Genomic DNA, 20,228 nt, shown 5'->3' on the forward strand with positions numbered 1-20,228 from the left:
AGAGATCCATCGGCTATCATTTATAATCGTCACGCTTTTTGATTAAAATCACGAGGAATCAGACAGATAAAGGCCAACATCCGGAGGCACAGGTCGAATCATCCTTGACTGCATAGAAGCAGATCCTAACAACAAAGTTGAGACCCATTATCATGCCAATAAGCCTAGGGCAGGCATTCGCCAAGAACTTCTTGGGCAATGCACCACAGTGGTATAAAAGCGCCATCTTGCTATTTCTGGTGATCAATCCGATTGCCTTCCACCTTGATCCTTTCATTGCGGGCTGGTTACTGGTCGTTGAGTTTATCTTCACCCTGGCCATGGCCCTCAAGTGCTACCCCCTGCAACCGGGTGGTCTGCTCGCGATCGAAGCCGTGTTGATCGGCATGACCTCCGCCGATCAGGTCAAGCACGAGCTGGTCGCCAATATCGAAGTGCTGCTGCTGCTGGTGTTCATGGTGGCAGGCATCTATTTCATGAAGCAGTTGCTGCTCTATGTCTTCACCAAGCTGCTGATCGGCGTTCGCTCCAAGATCCTGCTCTCCCTCTCCTTCTGTCTGGTCTCCGCCTTCCTGTCGGCTTTTCTCGATGCACTGACGGTCATTGCCGTGGTGATCAGCGTTGCCACCGGTTTCTATGCCATCTATCACAAGGTCTCTTCCGGCAAGGAGTTTGGTCACAGCCATGACCATACCGACGATAAGGAAGTGGCCGAGCGCAATCGCCAGGATCTCGATGATTTTCGCGCCTTCCTGCGCAGCCTGATGATGCATGCCGCTATCGGGACCGCGTTGGGCGGTGTCTGCACCCTGGTGGGCGAGCCGCAAAACCTCATCATCGGCGAGCAAGCCAGCTGGAACTTCGGCGAATTTGCCATTCGCATGTCCCCCGTGACCGTCCCCGTCTTTATCTGCGGTCTGCTGACCTGCGTGTTGGTGGAGCAGTTTCGCTGGTTTGGCTATGGTGCCCGCCTGCCGGACACGGTGCGCGCCATCATGGAGGAGTACAACCGCTACGAAGAGGCAAAACGCAGCCCGCAAGACAAGGCCAAGCTGATCGTTCAGGCATTGATTGCTGTCTGGCTGATCGTCGGTCTGGCCATGCATCTGGCAGCAGTTGGCCTGATTGGCCTCTCGGTCATCGTGCTGGCAACCTCCCTGACCGGGATCACCGAAGAGCACTCGCTGGGTAAAGCCTTCCAGGAGGCACTCCCCTTCACCGCCCTGCTGGCGGTTTTCTTCAGCGTGGTCGCCGTCATCATCGATCAGCAGTTGTTCAAGCCGGTGATCCAACTGGTACTGGCTGCCAAACCGGAGAACCAGCTGGCCCTCTTCTATCTGGCCAATGGGGTGCTCTCCATGGTCAGTGACAACGTCTTCGTGGGGACTGTCTACATCAACGAAGTCAAGACTGCCCTGCTCAACGGCGCCATCGACCGCGCCCAGTTCGATCTGCTGGCGGTAGCCATCAACACAGGTACCAATCTGCCATCGGTCGCCACCCCCAATGGTCAGGCCGCCTTCCTGTTTATGCTCACCTCGGCATTGGCGCCGCTGCTGCGCCTCTCCTATGGCCGCATGGTCTGGATGGCGCTGCCCTACACCCTGGTGCTGGGGCTGATCGGCTTTTTCTCTGTCGAGTTGCTGCTTGGGCCTGCCACCGACTGGTTCTATCAGCACGGATGGCTGTTGATGGAGAGTACGCTGCCAGCGGTACAGCCGGCGCTGCATTAATCCGTTGCGACGGTTTCCGAGGGCCCTTTCAGGGCCCTTTTCTTTTCTGCCCCGCTCTGCTCTAATTCAGCCACTGTTTTTTCTGAGAGATCAATGAGATGATCGAGTTTCTCCGCCGTATCGCCGCCCATCGGCTGGCTTGGGGCCTGTTGGCAGCATCAGCCCTGTTCCTCGAGTTGTGTGCCCTCTTCTTCCAGCATGTGCTGGGCCTCTCCCCGTGCGTGATGTGCGTGTACGAACGCTTGGCGACCCTGGGTGTGCTGGCCGCCGGTCTGCTCGGCATGGTGGCCCCCGAGAAGTGGTATGTCCGCTGGAGCGCCATGTTGCTGTGGGGCTACAGTGCCTTCCGCGGCTTCCAGCTGGCCCTCAAGCATGTGGACTATCAGGTCAATCCCTCCCCGTTCAACGTCTGCAGCCCGTTTGCCGACTTCCCGAGCTGGGCTCCGCTCGATCAGTGGCTCCCCTGGCTCTTTATGCCGGAAGGGGATTGTGCCCAGATCACCTGGCAGTTCTTCGGTTACTCCATGCCCCAGTGGCTGGTTGTCATCTTCGCCGCTTACCTGCTGGTCTTCACCGTGGTGGTCATCGGTAATCTGGTAAAAGGGCGTTGCTGCAACTAATCATCATGCCCATGTGGAAATAAAGAGGGGGAGCCATGATGGCTCCCCCTTTCTCGTTCTGGCTGACCGTATTTCCGGTTACGCTTTGGCTGTGCCCATCTTGGCCTTGACCGCGCCAATCACCATGGGCAGCAAGGAGATGCCGATAATGCCGAAGATCAGCAGGGTGAAGTTGTGACGCACCACCGGCAGATTGCCAAAGAAGTGGCCGGCATAGACAAAGGAGAGTACCCACAGCAGACCGCCAACCAGATTGAACGCAAGGAAGCGCGGATAGGTCATGGCCCCCATCCCCGCCACGAACGGCGCAAAGGTGCGCACGATAGGCAGAAAACGGGTGATGATGATGGTCTTGCCGCCATGCTTGGCATAGAAGGCGTGGGTCTTCTCCAGATAGTCGCGGCGGAAGATTTTGGAGTCCGGGTTGCGGAACAGCTGCTCGCCGAAGAAGTGCCCAATGGTGTAGTTGACCACATTGCCCAGCACGGCAGCAATGATCAGCACGACCGCCAGGGTATGGACGTCCAGCACGCTACCCACGGTCAGCGCACCGGCGGCAAACAGCAAGGAATCGCCTGGCAGGAACGGCGTCACTACCAGCCCGGTTTCACAGAAGATGATCAGAAACAGGATGGCGTAAACCCAGACGCCATAGTTCTCGAACAGCTCTTTTAAATGCACGTCAACGTGCAGGATAAAGTCGATAGCAAAGAGGATCAGATCCATTTTTTCCATACCCATAGAGTGAACGGCGTGGAGTCTACGCCAATGCGATCCGGGTCACAATCTTCGGGACTGCCTCTTTTTCATTCCGCTGCGGCAGAGGTCAAATAAAACCGTTTTACCGCAGATTGCCATGCGATGCATCGAAGCAACCCGAAGAAGCGGACCGCTCTATCAATGAGGCACCTGTTCCAGATCGCTGCGCACGGCGGGGGGAAGGCAACGCTCCCAACCCCACAGCAACACCAGCAGCAGGGTCACGTCATCGAACCAACCCAGCAAGGGCACCACGTCGGGAACAAGATCCACCGGGCTGATGCCATAGAGCAGGATAAGGATCACCAGGCCCCTTGCCCACCAGGGGGTACCGGGATGGCGAAAGCCATGATAGAGACGACACAGTCGTTGCCAGACAACCCAGCGTTTGCGGCTCATGACTCGATCAGCTCGCCGCGCAACCGCTGGATCTGATCCCGCAGTGCCGCCGCCTGCTCGAATTCCAGATCTCGCGCATGCTGGAACATCTGCTCCTCCATCCGCTTGATCTCTTTGGCAATCTCGCTGGCAGAGCGGACATGGTACTCCCCTTGCGGCTCGGCCGCCTTGCGCATCCCCTTGCCTGCTTTGCCTGCAGTGCGGCTGCCTCCCATGTCCATCACATCGCCAACGGATTTGTTGAGCCCTTTGGGGGTGATCCCATGCTTGAGGTTATAGGCATGCTGCAAGGCGCGGCGCCGCTCGGTCTCCTCAATGGCGACCTTCATCGAGTTGGTGATGGTATCGCCGTAGAGGATGACCTTGCCGTTGAGGTTACGCGCCGCCCGGCCGATGGTCTGGATCAGCGAGCGGGTCGAGCGCAGGAAGCCCTCTTTATCCGCATCCAGAATCGCCACCAGCGACACCTCCGGCATGTCGAGTCCCTCCCGCAACAGGTTGATGCCCACCAGTACATCGAACTTGCCAAGGCGCAGATCGCGGATGATCTCCACCCGCTCTACGGTATCGATGTCGGAGTGGAGATAGCGCACCTTGACGTCGTGCTCCGCCAGATACTCGGTCAAGTCTTCCGCCATCCGCTTGGTCAGGGTAGTAACCAGCACCCGTTCCTCGACGGCGACCCGCTTGCGGATCTCGGAGAGCAGATCGTCCACCTGAGTAGTCACCGGACGCACCTCGATCTCCGGATCGAGCAGGCCGGTGGGGCGCACCACCTGCTGTACCACATCGCCGCCGGACTTCTCCAGCTCGTAGGGGCCGGGAGTCGCCGAGACAAACACTGTCTGCGGCATCAGCGCTTCAAATTCGTCAAACTTGAGTGGCCGGTTGTCGAGCGCCGAGGGGAGCCGAAAGCCGTATTCCACCAGGGTCTCCTTGCGGGAGCGGTCCCCTTTGAACATGGCGCCGATCTGCGGCACCGTGACGTGGGACTCGTCGATGATGAGCAGGCCGTCCCCCGGCAGGTAGTCAAACAGGGTGGGTGGCGGTTCCCCCGGCGCACGGCCGGAAAGGTAGCGGCTGTAGTTCTCGATGCCGGAGCAGTAGCCCAGCTCCTGCATCATCTCCATATCGAACTGGGTACGCTGGCTGATCCGCTGCTCCTCCACCAGTTTGTTGAGGGACAACAGCTGCTCGCGGCGGCTGCGCAGCTCTTCCTTGATATGTTCGATAGCTCCCAGGATAGTCTCTCGCGGGGTGGCATAGTGAGTCTTGGGGTAGATGGTGTAGCGCACCACCGTCTGCTCAATGGCGCCGGTCAGCGGGTCGAACAGGGAGAGCCGCTCCACCTCCTCATCAAACAGCTCTACCCGCAGCGCCAGCTTGTCCGATTCGGCGGGGTAGATGTCGATCACCTCGCCGCGTACCCGGAAGGTACCGCGCTGGAAGGCCATGTCGTTGCGGGTGTACTGCAATTCGGCAAGACGGCGCAGGATATCCCGCTGGTTGATCACATCCCCCACTTTGAGATGCAGCATCATGCTCAGATAAGCTTGGGGATCCCCCAGACCATAGATAGCCGATACCGAGGCGACAATCACCACGTCGCGCCGCTCCAGCAGTGCCTTGGTGGCCGACAATCGCATCTGCTCGATGTGATCGTTGATGGAGGCATCCTTCTCGATGAAGGTGTCGGTGGTCGGCACATAGGCTTCGGGCTGATAGTAGTCGTAGTAGGAGACGAAATACTCCACTGCATTATCCGGGAAGAACTCCTTCATCTCGCCGTAGAGCTGGGCGGCCAGGGTCTTGTTGGGCGCCAGAATCATGGTGGGGCGGTTGAGGGTCGCGATGACATTAGCCATGGTGAAGGTCTTGCCCGAGCCTGTCACCCCGAGCAGGGTCTGGTGGGCCAGTCCTGACTCGATGCCGTCGAGCAGTTGGGCAATCGCCGCAGGCTGATCCCCGGCGGGTTTAAACTGGCTGGCTAACTTGAACAATTTGCTCATGAACACTCCCGACACAAAACAGCAGAGGAGCAGTGTAACCGAGGGTTTGGCAGCGGTATACCCGCGCCATCATCCCGCGAATGGCTTGACCACCTCGGACACCTTCTGTATGATGCCCCTCCTTGCATGATGTTCCCCCGTAGTTCAGTCGGTAGAACGGCGGACTGTTAATCCGTATGTCACTGGTTCAAGTCCAGTCGGGGGAGCCAATTCCTCACCATCTCGGTGCAAGTTATCCACTTTAGTGCCCTCTCCTGCCAAATTTAATGCACAAGATCCTTCTTGCTGCCGATGCTCCCTTTTGTTACCAGTTCCGGCTCGACAGAGTTTTCTCCTGTCACACCTAACTATTTGATTTTTATGCAAACATTTTTCTTCCGGTATTTTTTGAACAGCCCTTGCATCCCAGTACTGGCGCGGCTTTGAGGGCGATGAACAAGATTCATAAACAGGGTTATCCACAGATTCTGTGGGTAAGTACAGCAAACCCTGTCAGGACGCGGGATTGCCCGTGATAGCCCCCGACGAAGAGTCATTTTGCTGGCCAACCTGATTTTATGCTGTTTTTTTGCCCCCTCAGGAACAGCGGGGTGACAGGCTCTATTGGCACTTTTCGGAGGTATCTTTTTGCCAACCCTTTCCCCGAGGGCGGGTGAGTAGATATCAACCTGATTTGGCCCTCTGCCAGCAATGACTGCTATCGGTTGAATCTGCTGAAACTGATCCCTGTCGACCGGCTGGACAGCAGAATCTAAAATATCTGCCTGCGCCAAAGAGCTTCGGTAGCGGGCAGCATATTTCACTAATTGACATCGGCAATGGCAGTAAAAATCCCCTGATTTCATTCGCGTGTCTCCCTATCACGCCACCAGCGTCATAAATAGCGCCCAATAACAACCGATTAATCGTCCCTTTGCGCTTCTTTATTGGGGATAGATCCGGCACAATATCGGCCCCACTTTTTTCCTCGGTTTTTCCGGGCATGACCATAGATTTTGTGACACTGCTACATCAAAGCGACTCCCTGCTGCTCTTCGTGGTACTGGCTTTTGGCCTGCTGCTTGGCAAGGTGCGAATTGGCAACTTTCAGATTGGCAACACCATAGGTGTGCTGTTTACCGCCCTGCTGTTTGGTCAGATGGGCTTCGAGTTCACCGCCACGACCGAGAACGTCGGCTTCATGCTCTTCATCTTCTGCGTGGGGATCGAAGCCGGGCCCCACTTCTTCAGCGTCTTCCTGCGCGATGGCATCCACTACATCACCCTGACTCTGGTGATCCTGCTGACCGCCCTCTTTCTGACGGTAGGGCTGGCCAAGTTCTTTAATCTGGGGCCCGGGATGGCGGCCGGCATTCTGGCGGGATCGCTCACCTCGACTCCTGCGCTGGTCGGTGCCCAGGATGCCCTGCGCAGCGGTCTGCTCAACCTGCCCCATCAAACCGACATGCAGGCGGTGCTCGACAACATGGGTATCGGCTACGCCCTGACCTATCTGGTGGGTCTGGTTGGCCTGATGCTGGTCGTGCGATACCTCCCTTCGCTGGCACGGCTCGATCTCAACACCGAGGCGCAAAAAATTGCCCGTGAGCGGGGTCTCTCCGACAGCGACAGTCGCAAGACCTACCTGCCCATCATCCGCGCCTATCGGGTTGGCCCCGAATTGGCAGCCTGGATCGGTGGCCGCACCCTGCGCGAGACCGGCATCTACCCCCACACCGGCTGTTATGTGGAGCGGATCCGCCGCAACGGCATTCTCGCCAGTCCCGATGGCGATGCCGTCATTCAGGAAGGGGATGAGATCGCTCTGGTGGGCTATCCCGAGAGCCACGAGAAGCTGGACGTTAACTACCGCAACGGTAAAGAGGTGTTTGATCGCAACCTGCTCGACCTGCAGATCGTCACCGAAGAGATCGTGGTAAAGAACGACTCCGTGGTCGGCCGTCATCTGGTGGAACTCAACCTGACCGAGAAGGGGTGCTTCCTCAACCGGGTGGTGCGTTCCCAAATCGAGATGCCGTTCGATCGCAACATCATGCTGCAAAAAGGCGACGTGTTGCAGATCAGCGGCGAAAAACAGCGGGTCAAACTGCTGGCCAACAAGATCGGCTTTATCAGCATCCACAGCCAGACCACGGATCTGGTGGCGTTCACCACCTTCTTTGTGCTGGGGCTGCTGATCGGTTCCGTCTCGCTGGTGTTCGGCCAGATTGAATTTGGCCTCGGCAACGCGGTCGGTCTGCTGCTGGCAGGCATTCTGATGGGGTATCTGCGGGCCAACCACCCGACGGTCGGCTACGTGCCTCCGGGCGCCCTGCGACTGGCCAAGGATCTTGGTCTGGCGGTCTTTATGGTGAGCACCGGTCTCAAGGCGGGTGGCGGCATTCTGGACCACCTGAGCGAAGTGGGTGCCGTGGTGCTCTTCTCCGGCATGCTGGTCACCACCCTGCCGGTACTGGTCGGCTACCTGTTCGGGGTCTGGGTATTGAAGATGAACCCGGCCCTGCTGCTCGGCGCCATCACAGGTGCCCGTACCTGCGCCCCCGCCATGGATGTGGTCAACGAGGCCGCCAACAGCTCCATTCCGGCGCTTGGCTACGCTGGTACCTATGCGGTGGCCAACGTGATGCTGACGCTGGCAGGCTCCTTTATCATCGGCTTCTGGTTCTAACCAACTGCCATCAAGTTACCGCTAACAAAGAAGGGAGCCTCAAGCTCCCTTCTTGCTATCTGCCTTTCTCCCAAGATGCGGAGCTGGCTCATTGGTGTGATCTCACCTGACACCAACCATCTGCGCTGTCTGCCCCCTACCCACAATGGTTGATGCTCTGCTCTGCTCTGCTCTGCTCTGCTCTGCTCTGCTCTGCTCTGCTCTGCTCTGCTCTGCAATGAGTGATGGCAGATCACGGAAACAAAAAAAGCGCCCTGAGGCGCTTTTTTCATATCAACCGGATGATCAGCCTTTGAACTTGCTGAACACCAGAGAAGCGTTGGTACCGCCAAAGCCGAAGCTGTTGGACATGACGGTGTTGAGCTCGGCCTCTTCGTACTCGCGCACGATGGGCAGACCTTCCGCTTTCTCGTCCAGAGTCTCGATGTTGATGCTGGGGGCGATAAAGCCGTGCTCCATCATCAGCAGGGAGTAGACAGCCTCGTGCACGCCGGCAGCGCCCAGCGCATGACCGGTCATCGCCTTGGTGGCGGAGATCTTGGGACCGTTGGCGCCAAACAGAGTCTGGATAGCTTCCAGCTCCTTGGTATCGCCAACCGGGGTGGAGGTACCGTGGGTGTTGATGTAATCAACCTTGCCGACACCCTGCATTGCCATCTTCATGCAACGCACAGCACCTTCACCACTCGGGGCAACCATGTCGTAGCCATCAGAAGTAGCACCGTAACCTGTCAGCTCGGCATAGATGTGAGCACCACGGGCCAGAGCATGTTCCAGCTCCTCAACCACCAGGATGCCGCCGCCACCGGAGATAACGAAACCATCGCGGTTCGCATCATAGGTACGGGAGGCTTTTTCCGGCGTGTCGTTGTACTTGGTAGAGAGCGCGCCCATGGCATCAAACTGGATGGTAGAGGACCAGTCCAGCTCCTCGCCGCCACCAGCGAAGACCACATCCTGTTTGCCAAGCTGGATCAGCTCCAGCGCGTGACCGATGCAGTGGGCAGAGGTTGCGCAAGCTGAGCTGATGGAGTAGTTAACCCCCTTGATCTGGAACGGGGTGGCCAGACAGGCAGAGGTGGTGGAAGACATGGTGCGCGGCACCATGTAAGGGCCCACACGCTTGACCCCTTTCTCACGGGCGATGTCCACTGATTCGGAGGTATTCTTGCCGGAGGCACCACCAGAACCGACCACCAGGCCGGTACGCTCGTTGGATACCTGATCTTCCGCCAGACCGGCATCTTCAATGGCCTGCTGCATGGAGAGATAGGCGTAGGCCGCAGCGTCGCCCATGAAACGCATGACTTTACGGTCGATCAGTTCAGACGGATCGAGTTTGATGTTACCCCAGACACGGCTGCGCAGGTTGTGCTGCTCGAACTGCTCGGAATAGGTGATGCCGGATTTACCTGCTTTCAGGGAGGCCAGCACTTCTTCCTTGTTGTTGCCGATACTGGAGATGACGCCGATACCGGTGATCACTGCTCTTCTCATTAATTCATCTCGTCTGGAAAAACTGGCGCCAAGTCTACCCGCTTTCGGCTGCCAAACTGGTCTGCTTTCACGTAGAATGCCCGCGATTTTGTGACGCGAGCCGAGGAAAACGTGAGTCAAACATCCTTACATCATGCCCGATTGGACTGGAATGAAGCGGGAACTCCTGTCTCCAGTGACTTCGGGGATGTGTACTTTTCCAATGATAACGGTCTAAGTGAAACCCGCTACGTCTTTTTGCAGCAAAACCGGCTACCTGCGCGATTTTCGCACCACGATAGTGACAGTTTCGTGATAGGTGAAACAGGTTTCGGCACAGGCCTTAACTTTCTGGCGACAATGCAAGCCTTCCTGGAACAGGCGCCTCAATCCGGCAACGGCTCCCGTCTGCACTTCATCAGTTTCGAGAAATTCCCCCTGACCCGGGACGATCTGCGCAAGGCGTTGGCCGCCTGGCCTGAACTTGGCCACTTGAGTCAGGATCTTGTCGCCCAGTGGCCGCTGCCGGTCTCCGGTTGCCACCGCCTGCATTTTGCGGATGGCCGCATTCGCCTCGATCTCTGGTTTGGCGACATCAAGGATATGCTGCCGCAAGTGCCTCACTGGGCAGAGGGGCTGGTGGATGCCTGGTATCTGGATGGTTTCTCCCCGGCCAAGAACCCGGAGATGTGGACACAGGAGCTGTTTGATGGTCTCGCTCGCCTCGCCCGTCCCGATTGCTCCATCGCCACCTTTACCTGTGCCGGTTTTGTCCGTCGCGGCCTGATTGCCGCCGGTTTTGCCATGAAGAAGGTGAAGGGCCACGGTAGCAAGCGGGAGATGCTGGTGGGGGATCGCACCGACAAGCAGCCGCAGCAGACCATAGTCCCTTGGTATGCCCGTCCTGCCGGACGCGCTGGCGAGGTGGTGATCATCGGCGGCGGCATCGCCTCGGCCATGACGGCGCTCTCTCTGGTGGAGCGGGGTCGCAAGGTGACGTTGCTGTGTGCAGATGGCGAACAGGCCACCGGCGCCTCCGGCAACCGCCAGGGGGCGCTTTATCCGCTGCTCAACGGCGAGCACGATGCCCTGTCACGCTTCTATTCGCTCGCCTTTGGCTATGCCCGTCAGCGGCTGCTGGCATTGGCCGAACGTCATCCCATCGCTTTTGCACTGTGCGGGGTAACCCAGCTCGGCTATGACGACAAATCGGCCGCCAAGCTGGCGAAAATGAGTCAGGGCCCCTTCCCGTCCGAGCTGATGCAACCACTCTCGACCGCGGAAGTAGAACAAGTCGTCGGCCTGCCCTGCGGCCACAGCGGCGTCAGTTACCCGCTGGGGGGCTGGCTCTGTCCGGCCGATCTCACCCGAGCCGCTATTAAAGAAGCACAAGCCAGCGGCCTGCTTGAGGTGGTGTTCAACAGCGAGGTCGTTGCCATTGCCGAGCAGACAGATGCTTGGCACATAGAGAGCCAGGATGGCCGCCACTGGCAGGCCCCCAATCTGGTGGTCGCTGCCGGTCATAAGTTGCCAGCACTGCTCCCCTTTGCCGAGCTGCCGCTCTATCCAGTGCGCGGTCAGGTGAGCCATGTGCCGACCTCGGCCAGCTTGCGTCAGCTCGAGACCGTGCTCTGCTACGATGGCTACCTCACACCTATGCACAACGATCAACACTGTATTGGTGCCAGCTATGGCCGCAACCAGAGCAGCCTTGAGTTTCGTGCCGAGGAGCAAATCCAGAATCAGGTGCGGTTGCAAGCCTGCCTGCCGGAGCAAACCTGGCCCGCCGAAGTGGATGTGAGCGGCAACGAGGCGCGCGTAGGGGTGCGTTGTGCCAGTCGGGATCACCTTCCGGTGGTGGGGCCAGTGGCCAGATTGCAAGGTCTGGCGGATCACTATGCGCAGCTGCAGCATGATCAGCACAATGCCCAGCCACTCCCCCTTCACCCCGGCCTCTATGTGCTGGGGGCGCTCGGCTCACGGGGCCTCTGCTCGGCGCCGCTTTGTGGCGAGCTGCTCGCCAGCGAGATTTGCGGCGCTCCGCTGCCGCTGGCCGCCGATCTGCTGGAAGCGCTCCACCCAGCCCGTTACTGGGTACGCAAGCTGCTCAAGGGCAAAGCGCTGGTCTAAACCGGACTCTGTAAACAAATAGAATGGCCGCCCATCGGGCGGCCATTCTATTTATCAAATCGTGCGATGCTGGATATTGCGTCTTGAGATAGCGCTCACTTGGGCCAGTGCACACCCAGCTGCTCGCCGTAACCCGTCTGACGCTGGAAATCGTCTACCCTTGCCTTAACCTTGTTCAATTCGCCACTGCCCGCAGCCCAGGCGGCATAGCGCAATGCCTGGCAATCTGCATGGCCTGGTAGTGCCGCAATCGCCCCGCCCACCTGATTTCCGCCTTGCAGCACCATCTCTTTGAAACGGGATTCATAGTCAAACATGCTGGAGAGCAGCCGCCCCCAGCGTTGGCGAGCAGGGTCACTCCCCTCCGAACTCTGACGCCAGCGGGGCAACAATACGGTGGCATGAGTCGTTACCGTAACCCGTTTGAGCTGGCAGCGTCCCGGCAACTGGTCGGTTTCCAACTGCCACTCCATCTGATAACTCGCCTTGCCGAGAACAGGCTTGCCATTCACCTTGGGGGCACTCTGGGCAATCGCCCGGGCAAGCTGCTCCGGACTGGTTGCATTGACCTCATAAAAACGGACATTGATGCGGGACTCTGGCACCACTTGCGGCCGGCTCGGCTGAGCCTGACTCATCAGGGGTAACAGCAACAGCACGCTCCCCACTACTCCATAAACCTTGCTGACCATGCCAGACTACCTTCCTTGATTGCACGGGCGGAGTACCAACCTTGGTGAAACTCACCGCCACACAGATGACGGGTATAGCCTATGTGTGACCAAGAGGCGGCGCAATACAATGATGAGCCCAGAAATCAGAGCAAGCTCACAGGTTGCGTGAGCAAAGTATGGCACAAGGATGAAACTGTATTTTTATTGAGCAGCAGGACTGATGCGCTGCCAGTTGAGGTGATAGTTTTTCACATTGATGTCATGACCATCTATCTGAATAAAATGATCATTTTTAAGACGATTGGCAAAAAAGTCCTGATCTGCCCCCTCATTGAGCCACAGTTCGCAAAGTCCCCGTTTTTCCTCTTTGGCATAGAATCTCGGGGTGACCAGCAGCGCGACCCCATCTACCCGAATGGCATGACGGGCCAGGCAGTTTGCTTCGGTGGTTTTGGATGCCAGCGCGGCAAAACGGGGTTTCTTCCCCTCGGCAACCACCAGTACGCCGTAAGAGTGAGGAGCCATGAGACGCCGCATGGCGACCGCCTGATGAGGACCGGTTTGATGAAAACCGTCATTGGTTACTGCAAACACGCAAGTAGGTGAAAATAGCATCGCGAGCAGGAAAAGAGAGCGTTTAATGCCTGAAAAATCACCAACCACCATATAAAAGCCTCAAAAGACAACCAAGGCTGGCAAGGGTAGGTAACCAAACCCGCTGGGTAAAGTACCTTTACCTTTCTTTAATTCTGTTCATGGGGTTAAACGTTGATTTAGTTCACACAACATCCTGTTTCCAGTCGCCACTCTACCCCTATCGGAATAGACTCCCTCCACTCTCATCCAATCAGAAGGCAACATATGCTGGAACTCATCGTTGGCACCCTGGTCACCCTGGTGGTGGGCCGTGCCATTTTCAAAGGATACTCCGCGACCGGGGTGCTGCTGAGCGGCGGCTTGCTGCTGCTGGTCATCACCGCCATGATGGGCAAGCCGGTGCTGCCGAGCAAGGTAGTCAGCACCGGTTATATCGCAACCGATATCTTCGAATACGTCCGCTTCCTGCTCAATGACCGTGGCGGTGGACTGGGGATGCTGATCATGGTGCTGTGCGGCTTTGCCGGCTACATGAGCCATATTGGCGCCAACACCATTCTGGTCAAGCTGGCCAGCAAACCGCTCGGCATCATCAAGTCCCCCTATATCCTGCTGGTGGCTGCCTATCTGGTGGCCTGCGCCATGTCGCTGGCGGTGAGCTCCGCTACCGGCCTCGGCGTGCTGCTGATGGCCACCCTGTTCCCGCTGATGGTCAACATGGGGATCTCCCGTGGCGCGGCTGCGGCCGTGTGCGCCTCGCCAGCCGCCATCATTCTGGCACCGACCTCAGGGGACGTGGTGATGGCCGCTCAGGCCGCCAACATGCCACTGCTGGATTTTGCCTTCAAGCTGACCCTGCCCATCTCGCTGGTGGCGATCGCCTGCATGGCGGTGACCCACTTCTTCTGGCAGCGCTACCTTGACCAGAAATCCGGTGAGCACAACGAGCCGGTCGCACCGGGTGATCTGGTGACGACTGCGCCTGCCTTCTACGCCATCCTGCCCTTTACCCCCATCATCGGGGTGCTGGTGTTTGACGGCAAATGGGGTCCGCAGCTGGACATCGTCACCATCATCGTCATGTGCATGGTGCTGGCCAGCCTGCTGGAGCTGGTGCGGATCCGCAATGGCAAGGAGCTGCTGGACGGTCTGCAGGTCTGCTGGCGCAACATGGCTGACGCCTTTGCCGGTGTGGTCATGCTGCTGGTCGGTGCCGGCGTCTTCGCCCAGGGTCTGATGACCATCGGCTTTATCGACACCCTGCTGGCTCACGCGCAGGATCTCGGCTCAGGTGGCCTGATCATGATGCTGTCGCTGGTGGTGATCACCACCCTGGCCGCCTTCACTACCGGCTCGGGCAATGCCCCCTTCTACGCCTTCGTGGAGCTGATCCCCAACCTGGCCAGCAGCCTTGGCATCAACCCGGCCTATCTGGTAATCCCGATGCTGCAAGCCTCCAACCTGGGTCGCACCATTTCTCCGGTCTCCGGGGTGGTGGTCGCCTGTGCGGGGATGGGCAAGCTCTCGCCGTTCGAGGTGGTCAAGCGCACCAGTATGCCGGTCGCCGTCGGCCTGCTGGTGGTGATCGTCGCCACCCAGATCATGGTACCCGCCTGATCATTGACCAGCCCGGCACCCTGCCGGGCTGGTATCCTCCCCCCCCTTTGCAGTAGACTCGGTGCTCATTTTCCCCCTAAGGAGGACCGAGATGAGTATTACGGTTCAACTTGCCCATTTCAGTGATTGCCACTCCCACTTCGATGGCGCGCCCATGAGCTTCTCCCCTGTCGGTGAAGGCCAATGGCGCACCCAGTGCGGCGGTTATGCCCGGATCCTGACCCGACTGACCCAACTGCGTGCCAAAGCCGCAGCAGCCGGCCAGCGTTTTCTGTTTCTGCACGGTGGCGACTCCTTTCAGGGCTCTCTCTATTTCAACCGCTTCAAAGGGCGTGCCAACGCCGACCTGCTCGCCATGCTGGCCCCCGATGCCATGGTACTTGGCAACCACGAATTCGATCTGGGCAACGGCCCGCTGGTGGAGTTCTTGCGCCAGCTCGATTTTCCGGTGCTGGCCGCCAATCTGGATAACAGTCAGGAGCCTGCCGACACAACCCTTGGGCTGTGGGATATTCCCCATCTCTACGACGCCCATCAGCCCTGGCATCGCCGGGTGATCGATGGGGTTCCCTTTGCGCTGCTCGGCATCACCCTCGCCCAGATGGCTGCCATCGCCAACCCGGATCCCCACACCCGTTTCCACGCGGTCGCCGAGACCCTCACCCGGGTGTTGCGGGAGATCAAGCGCGAAGGGATCCACCATATCGTGCTGCTGAGCCACCTCGGGCTGGATCAGGACAAGCTGCTGGCCGAGCGCTTCCCCGAGCTCAGCCTCATCATTGGCGGCCATACCCACAGCCTGCTCGGCGATCTCGCGCCGCTGGGTCTGCCAAGTGAAGGCAGCTATCCGCTGATGAACAACGGGGTGGCCATTTTGCACGCTGGCCACAGCGCCCTCTGCCTCGGTGTGTGCGAGCTCACCTTCGATGAGACAGGCCGCGTCGTGCAAAGTGAGGGGCAGCTGGAGTGGCTCCCCTGGCAGCCCTGGCCATTTGCCTCCACGCCACCCGCCGGGCTCACCTTCTGCGAGCCGGATCCACAACTTGAACAACATCTGGCCAAACGCTACCGGCCGGAGATTGAAACCATGAGCCAGCGCATCGTCACCCGACTGGCGGCGCCACTGCCCCATCAGCGGCTGCCGGATGCCACCCTGCCCCACGGCAGCCAGCTCGCCCCGCTGGTGGCCCGCGCCATGCTGACCGCCGCCCGTGAACAGGTAGGCGAGGTGGACTTTGCCCTGCACAATGCTGGCGGAGTGCGCTGCTCGCTGGAGCCGGGCCCCCTGAGCGAAGCGGATATCGCCGGTCGCCTGCTGCCGTTTGCCATTCCCCTCACCCTCTATCGGGTGCACGGTCACGAGTTGGCGGAGGCGCTGGAAAATGCCATCGACAATGCCACCAACAATGGCGTGGTCGGCAATGGCAACGGCAGCTTCCCCTACACCGCGGGGGTGCGATTCACCTATCAGGCCGATCGGCCCAAGGGCCAGCGCATCACCCGACTGGAGTGGGAAGCCGCTCCCGGCCAGTGGCAAGCGGTCAATGCCGAACAGGTCTATCGCGGGGTGTCGAGCGCCTATACCGCCTCCGGCAAGGAGGGCTACACCGCACTGGCGCGGACCCTGACCCAGCACAATCAGGAGCTCGGCATCACCCTGGCCGACGCTTTTATCCGCTGGGCCCGTCACCTGCCGACACTGGAAGCGCAGCCGCCCCTGCTTGAGTACTTCAGTTGATATCGGAGGGATGCCTTTGCCACATCCCCTGACGGCCAATATTGCCGCAGCCAGCGCCCGGTTCCCTGCAAGAACCGGGCTTTTTCGAGAATATTTGCCCCACACGGGCCCGCCCCATTGCATCGCACTCACTAGCTCGGCAAGATAGGCCCGCTTTCAAGACCAGCTGCAGGAACAGGCGACTTCATGAATCACTCCATCCGTTTCACTCCCCCTCGCGTCAACCCGGGTATCAAGCCAGCCATCGTGCTGCTGACCGCCCTGCTGGCGCTGCTCTTCTGTCTGCGCAACCCGCTCTTCCACGCCATGGCGCCGGGCTTTGATGCCTCGCTGTTTGCGGTGATGGGCAAGATGTGGAGCGAAGGGGGCGTGCTCTATCGCGACATGATCGACATCAAGGGGCCGATGATCTTCGCCCTCGACGCGCTGGGCTATGGACTGGGGGGATTTGTCGGGATCTGGGCGCTGGAGTGGGTGCTCTGCTGGCTCGGACTGCTGGCCAGCTGGCAGGCCTTTGCCCAGCTCGGACTCTCGTTCAAGGCGCGGCTCGGCGCCATGCTGGCGGTGCTGGCTCTCTACGGCACCCGTTACTACTACGGCAACATGACCGAGGACTGGACCTTCCACCTCGCCCTCATCGCCCAGTGGGCCTTCATCACCCTGCTGCTGGACAAGGAATTTCGCTGGTGGCCGGCGCTGGTGGCGGCCCTTACCTTCGCCATCGTCGCCTGGATGCGTACCAACAACGGCGCCTTCTGGGGCGCCTGGTATCTGGTGCTGTTCTGCCACTGGTGCCTGCACGAAAAGTGGCGTGACGCCATCTTGCTGCTCATCTCCAGCCTGCTGGGGCTAACGCTGATTGGCGGCCCGCTTTACGCCTACTTCCAGCAGCATGATCTGCTGGCGGCCTTCAAATACTACGCCTTCGACATCTTCTTCGAGGGGAGCTATGGCAACGGCTTCTCCCCCATGGTGGGCGCCGTCGGCCTGCTGCGCACCGGCCTTGTGATGCTGCTGCCCGCCTTCATCATTCTGATGCTGAGCCGCCGTCAGGAGTGGTATCTGCCCGCCCTGCTGGCGACCCTGTTTGGGGTGCTGTTCACCCTGATCGCCAACTCGGTCTCCGGCCATGTGTTCGATCACTACGACGTGCTCTATCTGCAACTGGCAGTGCTGCCGCTGGCGGTATTGCTGGATCGCAGCGAACAGCAGGCTGATGCGATCGGCCTGCTCTGCATCTCGCTGGTGGTACTCACCGCCAGCTGGCTGCTGGCCCAGCAGCTCGCCTTTGGCTGGAGCACCAAGGAGTGGTCCCTCGAGCGGGTCAACGAGGTGCTCGGCACCAGCCTGCTGTGGGCGCTGCCGGTGCTGATCCTCATCCCCCTCTGGCGCGCCTGGGATGTGCGCAGTGCCACCCCCTGGCTGGCAACGCTGGCCATGCTGCTGCTGATGATCAACAACGCCTGGGAAGGCACCCTCAAGGGTCGCCCTTTCAATCCGGCCGCGCAGGTACGGGTTGATCGCATCAAAGCCGAGACAGTCCCGAGCGACAAGATCTGGGTCGATGGCATCCAACCGCAATATTATCTCTGGACCGATCGCCAGCCGGCTTCCGCCTACCTCTTCTTTGCCAACGTCAATCCGCCCTATGACGTGCGTGAGCGGGTACTGGCCGATATCCAGCGCCAGACTCCGAAGTTCATCATCGCCAAGCCGGACCGGGTGAGCGAGGAGCTGAAAAAACCGAGCTCCCCTTCCCATCTCGCCTTCTATCAATACCTGACCAGCCACTACGAAGAGGTGGATCCGGGTCTCTATCGCCGACGCTGATCGTCAATACGCCCCGCAGGGCGGCCATTGTTGCAATGGCCGCCCTTTTTCTTGCGCCAAAGCCCCTTGCAGCAGCGGCCCGCAGTAGGCAAGCCCGCCCGAGATAACTACAATGACGCTCTTTTTGATGTAACGAGTGACACCATGGCGGAACTGACTTATCTGGGCGGCTATCCAGACCCCCTCAAGGCACAGGTACAGCAGCTGATTGCGGCGGGCAAGCTGGGGGAGATGCTGGCCAAGCGCTACCCGGATAGCCACCCGATCCAGAGCGACAAGGCGCTGCTTGCCTACACCATGGAGCTGAAGAACCGCTACCTCAAGAGCTCGGCGCCCCTGTCAAAGGTAGTGTTCGATGGCAAGATCAACGTCATCAAGGATGCACTCGGCCTGCACACCTACGTCAGCCGGGTGCAGGGCAGCAAGCTCAAGGCCAAGAACGAGATCCGCATCGCCGCCCTGTTCAAGGAGGCGCCGCCCCCGTTTCTGAAAATGATCGTGGTGCACGAGCTGGCCCACATCAGAGAGAAGGATCACAACAAGAGCTTCTACCAGCTCTGCCAGCATATGGAGCCGGACTATCATCAACTGGAGTTTGATCTCAGGCTCTGGCTCACCTGGCGCGATATCGGCAAGGCCAGCCGCTAGGCTGACACCCGTTTCAGGGAGGAAACATGTCATTTGCCGCCACCCGCTTTATTGCCACTTTGGTAATGACCAGCTTGGGCCGCGCAGCCCATCCCCGCTGCGCGTCACGCGGGCTGCTGGCCCTGCTGCTTCTGCTCGCGGGACACAGCGCCTGGGCCGATGAGCGCTGGCAGAGCGACAGCTATCTCACCGAGAGCTTTATGGCCATCGCCATGGAGCGGGAGTATGGCGAAGCCAGGCAGACCCGTTTTGCCCGCTGGCAACAGCCGATCCGGCTGCAGCTTGTCAACGAGTCGGGCGACAAACCCCTGCAGGCCGATGTGGTGAAGGTACAGGCGGCCCATCTGGCTCGCATCACCGGCCACCCCATCAGCATGGTGACCGCAAAGCCCAACCTTACCCTGATCATGACCGACTACAGCAAGATGAAGAGCTGGGCCAACCGCACCATGGGGGGCGCTCCGTCGGTCGGGATGGCACTCAAGGAGGGACTCTGCCTGGCCAACTTTGCAACCAATGCAAAACACGAGATCAGCCGTGCCACCATCATCATTCCGGTAGACTACAGCCGGGCCAAGGGGCGCTTTCTCGACTGCGTGGTGGAGGAGTTCACCCAGGTGATGGGGCTACCCAACGACTCGGACAAGGTGTTTCCCTCCATCTTCAATGACAACAGCATCGACAGTTTCCTGACCGGCCTCGACTATGTGCTGCTCAAGCTAGCCTATCACCCAGCCCTCAAGGCCGGGATGAGCAGCGATGAGGTACGCGCAGCCCTGCCGCTCGCAATCAAGGATCTGCGCGCCAAAGGGGAGATCCGCGAAGCCAATCGCCGGGTGCAGCAGCAGAGCCTGAAAAGCTGGGCGGGGTTGTAACGGGCCTGGCTCACCCCAGAGCCAGACAAGCCACCGCGAACCTCTCACCACCCACAAAAAACGCAGCCACCTGGCTGCGTTTTTTGTTATCCGAGGATCAACGGTGCGTTATCGGGCATGCACGTTTATACGCCGCCCATGTATCCAACGCCCGTGTTATCCACTGACCGAGCGGGATCAGGATGCGACATTCTCTTCCGGCATCCAGCTCTCGGCGTTCTCCCACACCTCCTGCACCATGGCTTCGGCCAGCTCTTTGTCTTCCTTACTGGCACGGCTGACGGTCAGAGCCATGGCACTGCCCGGCGCGACCCGCACATGGATGTCGGGGAATTTTTCACCAAGCTGCTTGAGCAGCTCCTGACGCAGCGCCTCCATGGTCGAGGTCGGGATCTGATGTTTTCTGTCGATGATGATTTCAAGACGCATAGGAAACTTCTCCATGATTTATAACT

Annotated in this window: 17 protein-coding genes and 1 tRNA gene; 10 read left to right on the forward strand and 8 right to left on the reverse strand. The window is 59.3% G+C overall.

From position 1 onward, the window contains the following. Nucleotides 1-152 precede the first annotated feature (152 nt). Nucleotides 153-1,733, forward strand: a complete 1,581-nt coding sequence (nhaB, locus tag G5149_RS10055; protein ID WP_421212376.1) for a Na(+)/H(+) antiporter NhaB — start codon at nucleotides 153-155, stop codon at nucleotides 1,731-1,733. Between the two features lie 98 nt (nucleotides 1,734-1,831). Beyond that, nucleotides 1,832-2,353 carry a disulfide bond formation protein DsbB gene (gene dsbB, locus G5149_RS10060; RefSeq protein ID WP_236348296.1) on the forward strand — a complete coding sequence of 174 codons (522 nt, stop codon included), beginning with the start codon at nucleotides 1,832-1,834 and terminating at the stop codon, nucleotides 2,351-2,353. A 78-nt stretch (nucleotides 2,354-2,431) separates the two neighbouring features. Here the strand turns inward: dsbB and G5149_RS10065 are convergent, their stop codons facing one another. From G5149_RS10065 to uvrB, 3 genes are all read right to left on the reverse strand, one after another. Beyond that, nucleotides 2,432-3,079 carry a DedA family protein gene (locus tag G5149_RS10065; protein ID WP_041234281.1) on the reverse strand — a complete coding sequence of 216 codons (648 nt, stop codon included), beginning with the start codon at nucleotides 3,077-3,079 and terminating at the stop codon, nucleotides 2,432-2,434. 171 nt (nucleotides 3,080-3,250) lie between these two features. After that, nucleotides 3,251-3,511, reverse strand: coding sequence for a YkvA family protein (locus G5149_RS10070; RefSeq protein WP_005345974.1), 261 nt, complete (start codon nucleotides 3,509-3,511; stop codon nucleotides 3,251-3,253). After that, nucleotides 3,508-5,520, reverse strand: a complete 2,013-nt coding sequence (uvrB, locus tag G5149_RS10075; RefSeq protein WP_005345976.1) for an excinuclease ABC subunit UvrB — start codon at nucleotides 5,518-5,520, stop codon at nucleotides 3,508-3,510. Before uvrB ends, G5149_RS10070 begins: the two co-directional genes overlap by 4 nt. A gap of 133 nt (nucleotides 5,521-5,653) precedes the next feature. Here uvrB and G5149_RS10080 point away from each other — a divergent pair. Then, a tRNA-Asn gene (locus G5149_RS10080) sits at nucleotides 5,654-5,729 on the forward strand. 138 nt (nucleotides 5,730-5,867) lie between these two features. Here the strand turns inward: G5149_RS10080 and G5149_RS10085 are convergent. Then, nucleotides 5,868-6,365, reverse strand: a complete 498-nt coding sequence (locus G5149_RS10085; protein ID WP_005345978.1) for a hypothetical protein — start codon at nucleotides 6,363-6,365, stop codon at nucleotides 5,868-5,870. A 137-nt stretch (nucleotides 6,366-6,502) separates the two neighbouring features. Between G5149_RS10085 and G5149_RS10090 the strand changes: the two genes are divergently transcribed. Then, nucleotides 6,503-8,188: an aspartate:alanine antiporter gene (locus G5149_RS10090; RefSeq protein ID WP_033115819.1), complete on the forward strand. Its 1,686-nt coding sequence runs from the start codon at nucleotides 6,503-6,505 to the stop codon at nucleotides 8,186-8,188. Nucleotides 8,189-8,473: 285 nt separating this feature from the next. On the opposite strand, the gene fabB is transcribed toward G5149_RS10090, so the two are convergent. Continuing rightward, nucleotides 8,474-9,685, reverse strand: coding sequence for a beta-ketoacyl-ACP synthase I (gene fabB / locus G5149_RS10095; protein ID WP_421212377.1), 1,212 nt, complete (start codon nucleotides 9,683-9,685; stop codon nucleotides 8,474-8,476). A gap of 90 nt (nucleotides 9,686-9,775) precedes the next feature. Here fabB and mnmC point away from each other — a divergent pair, with 90 nt between their 5' ends. Then, nucleotides 9,776-11,794, forward strand: a complete 2,019-nt coding sequence (gene mnmC / locus G5149_RS10100; RefSeq protein ID WP_421212378.1) for a bifunctional tRNA (5-methylaminomethyl-2-thiouridine)(34)-methyltransferase MnmD/FAD-dependent 5-carboxymethylaminomethyl-2-thiouridine(34) oxidoreductase MnmC — start codon at nucleotides 9,776-9,778, stop codon at nucleotides 11,792-11,794. 95 nt (nucleotides 11,795-11,889) lie between these two features. Here mnmC and G5149_RS10105 read toward each other — a convergent pair whose 3' ends face one another. Both G5149_RS10105 and G5149_RS10110 read right to left on the reverse strand, forming a co-directional pair. After that, nucleotides 11,890-12,486, reverse strand: coding sequence for a DUF922 domain-containing protein (locus G5149_RS10105; RefSeq protein WP_421212379.1), 597 nt, complete (start codon nucleotides 12,484-12,486; stop codon nucleotides 11,890-11,892). A 183-nt stretch (nucleotides 12,487-12,669) separates the two neighbouring features. Next, entirely contained in the window at nucleotides 12,670-13,134 is a 465-nt protein-coding gene (locus tag G5149_RS10110) for a hypothetical protein (protein WP_005345994.1), read from the reverse strand. Nucleotides 13,135-13,329: 195 nt separating this feature from the next. Here G5149_RS10110 and dcuC point away from each other — a divergent pair, with 195 nt between their 5' ends. The 5 genes from dcuC to G5149_RS10135 all read left to right on the forward strand — a co-directional run bounded on the left by dcuC (nucleotide 13,330) and on the right by G5149_RS10135 (nucleotide 19,773). Next, a complete protein-coding gene (gene dcuC / locus G5149_RS10115; RefSeq protein WP_005336914.1) occupies nucleotides 13,330-14,682 on the forward strand; it encodes an anaerobic C4-dicarboxylate transporter DcuC in 1,353 nt (450 codons plus the stop codon). 91 nt (nucleotides 14,683-14,773) lie between these two features. Next, nucleotides 14,774-16,420 (forward strand): bifunctional metallophosphatase/5'-nucleotidase, encoded by a 1,647-nt coding sequence (locus G5149_RS10120; RefSeq protein ID WP_421212380.1) that lies wholly within the window; start codon nucleotides 14,774-14,776, stop codon nucleotides 16,418-16,420. A gap of 186 nt (nucleotides 16,421-16,606) precedes the next feature. Further along, nucleotides 16,607-18,250, forward strand: a complete 1,644-nt coding sequence (locus G5149_RS10125) for a hypothetical protein (RefSeq protein WP_337073815.1) — start codon at nucleotides 16,607-16,609, stop codon at nucleotides 18,248-18,250. Nucleotides 18,251-18,394: 144 nt separating this feature from the next. Further along, nucleotides 18,395-18,898: a M48 family metallopeptidase gene (locus G5149_RS10130; protein ID WP_216978865.1), complete on the forward strand. Its 504-nt coding sequence runs from the start codon at nucleotides 18,395-18,397 to the stop codon at nucleotides 18,896-18,898. Nucleotides 18,899-18,963: 65 nt separating this feature from the next. Continuing rightward, a complete protein-coding gene (locus G5149_RS10135; protein ID WP_421212385.1) occupies nucleotides 18,964-19,773 on the forward strand; it encodes a DUF2927 domain-containing protein in 810 nt (269 codons plus the stop codon). A 177-nt stretch (nucleotides 19,774-19,950) separates the two neighbouring features. Here G5149_RS10135 and G5149_RS10140 read toward each other — a convergent pair whose 3' ends face one another. After that, a complete protein-coding gene (locus tag G5149_RS10140; RefSeq protein WP_005333426.1) occupies nucleotides 19,951-20,202 on the reverse strand; it encodes a DinI family protein in 252 nt (83 codons plus the stop codon). Between the last annotated feature and the right edge of the window lie 26 nt (nucleotides 20,203-20,228).

It is taken from the genome of Aeromonas sp. 600479, from assembly GCF_049175515.1.
Lineage (GTDB): Bacteria > Pseudomonadota > Gammaproteobacteria > Enterobacterales > Aeromonadaceae > Aeromonas > Aeromonas veronii_A.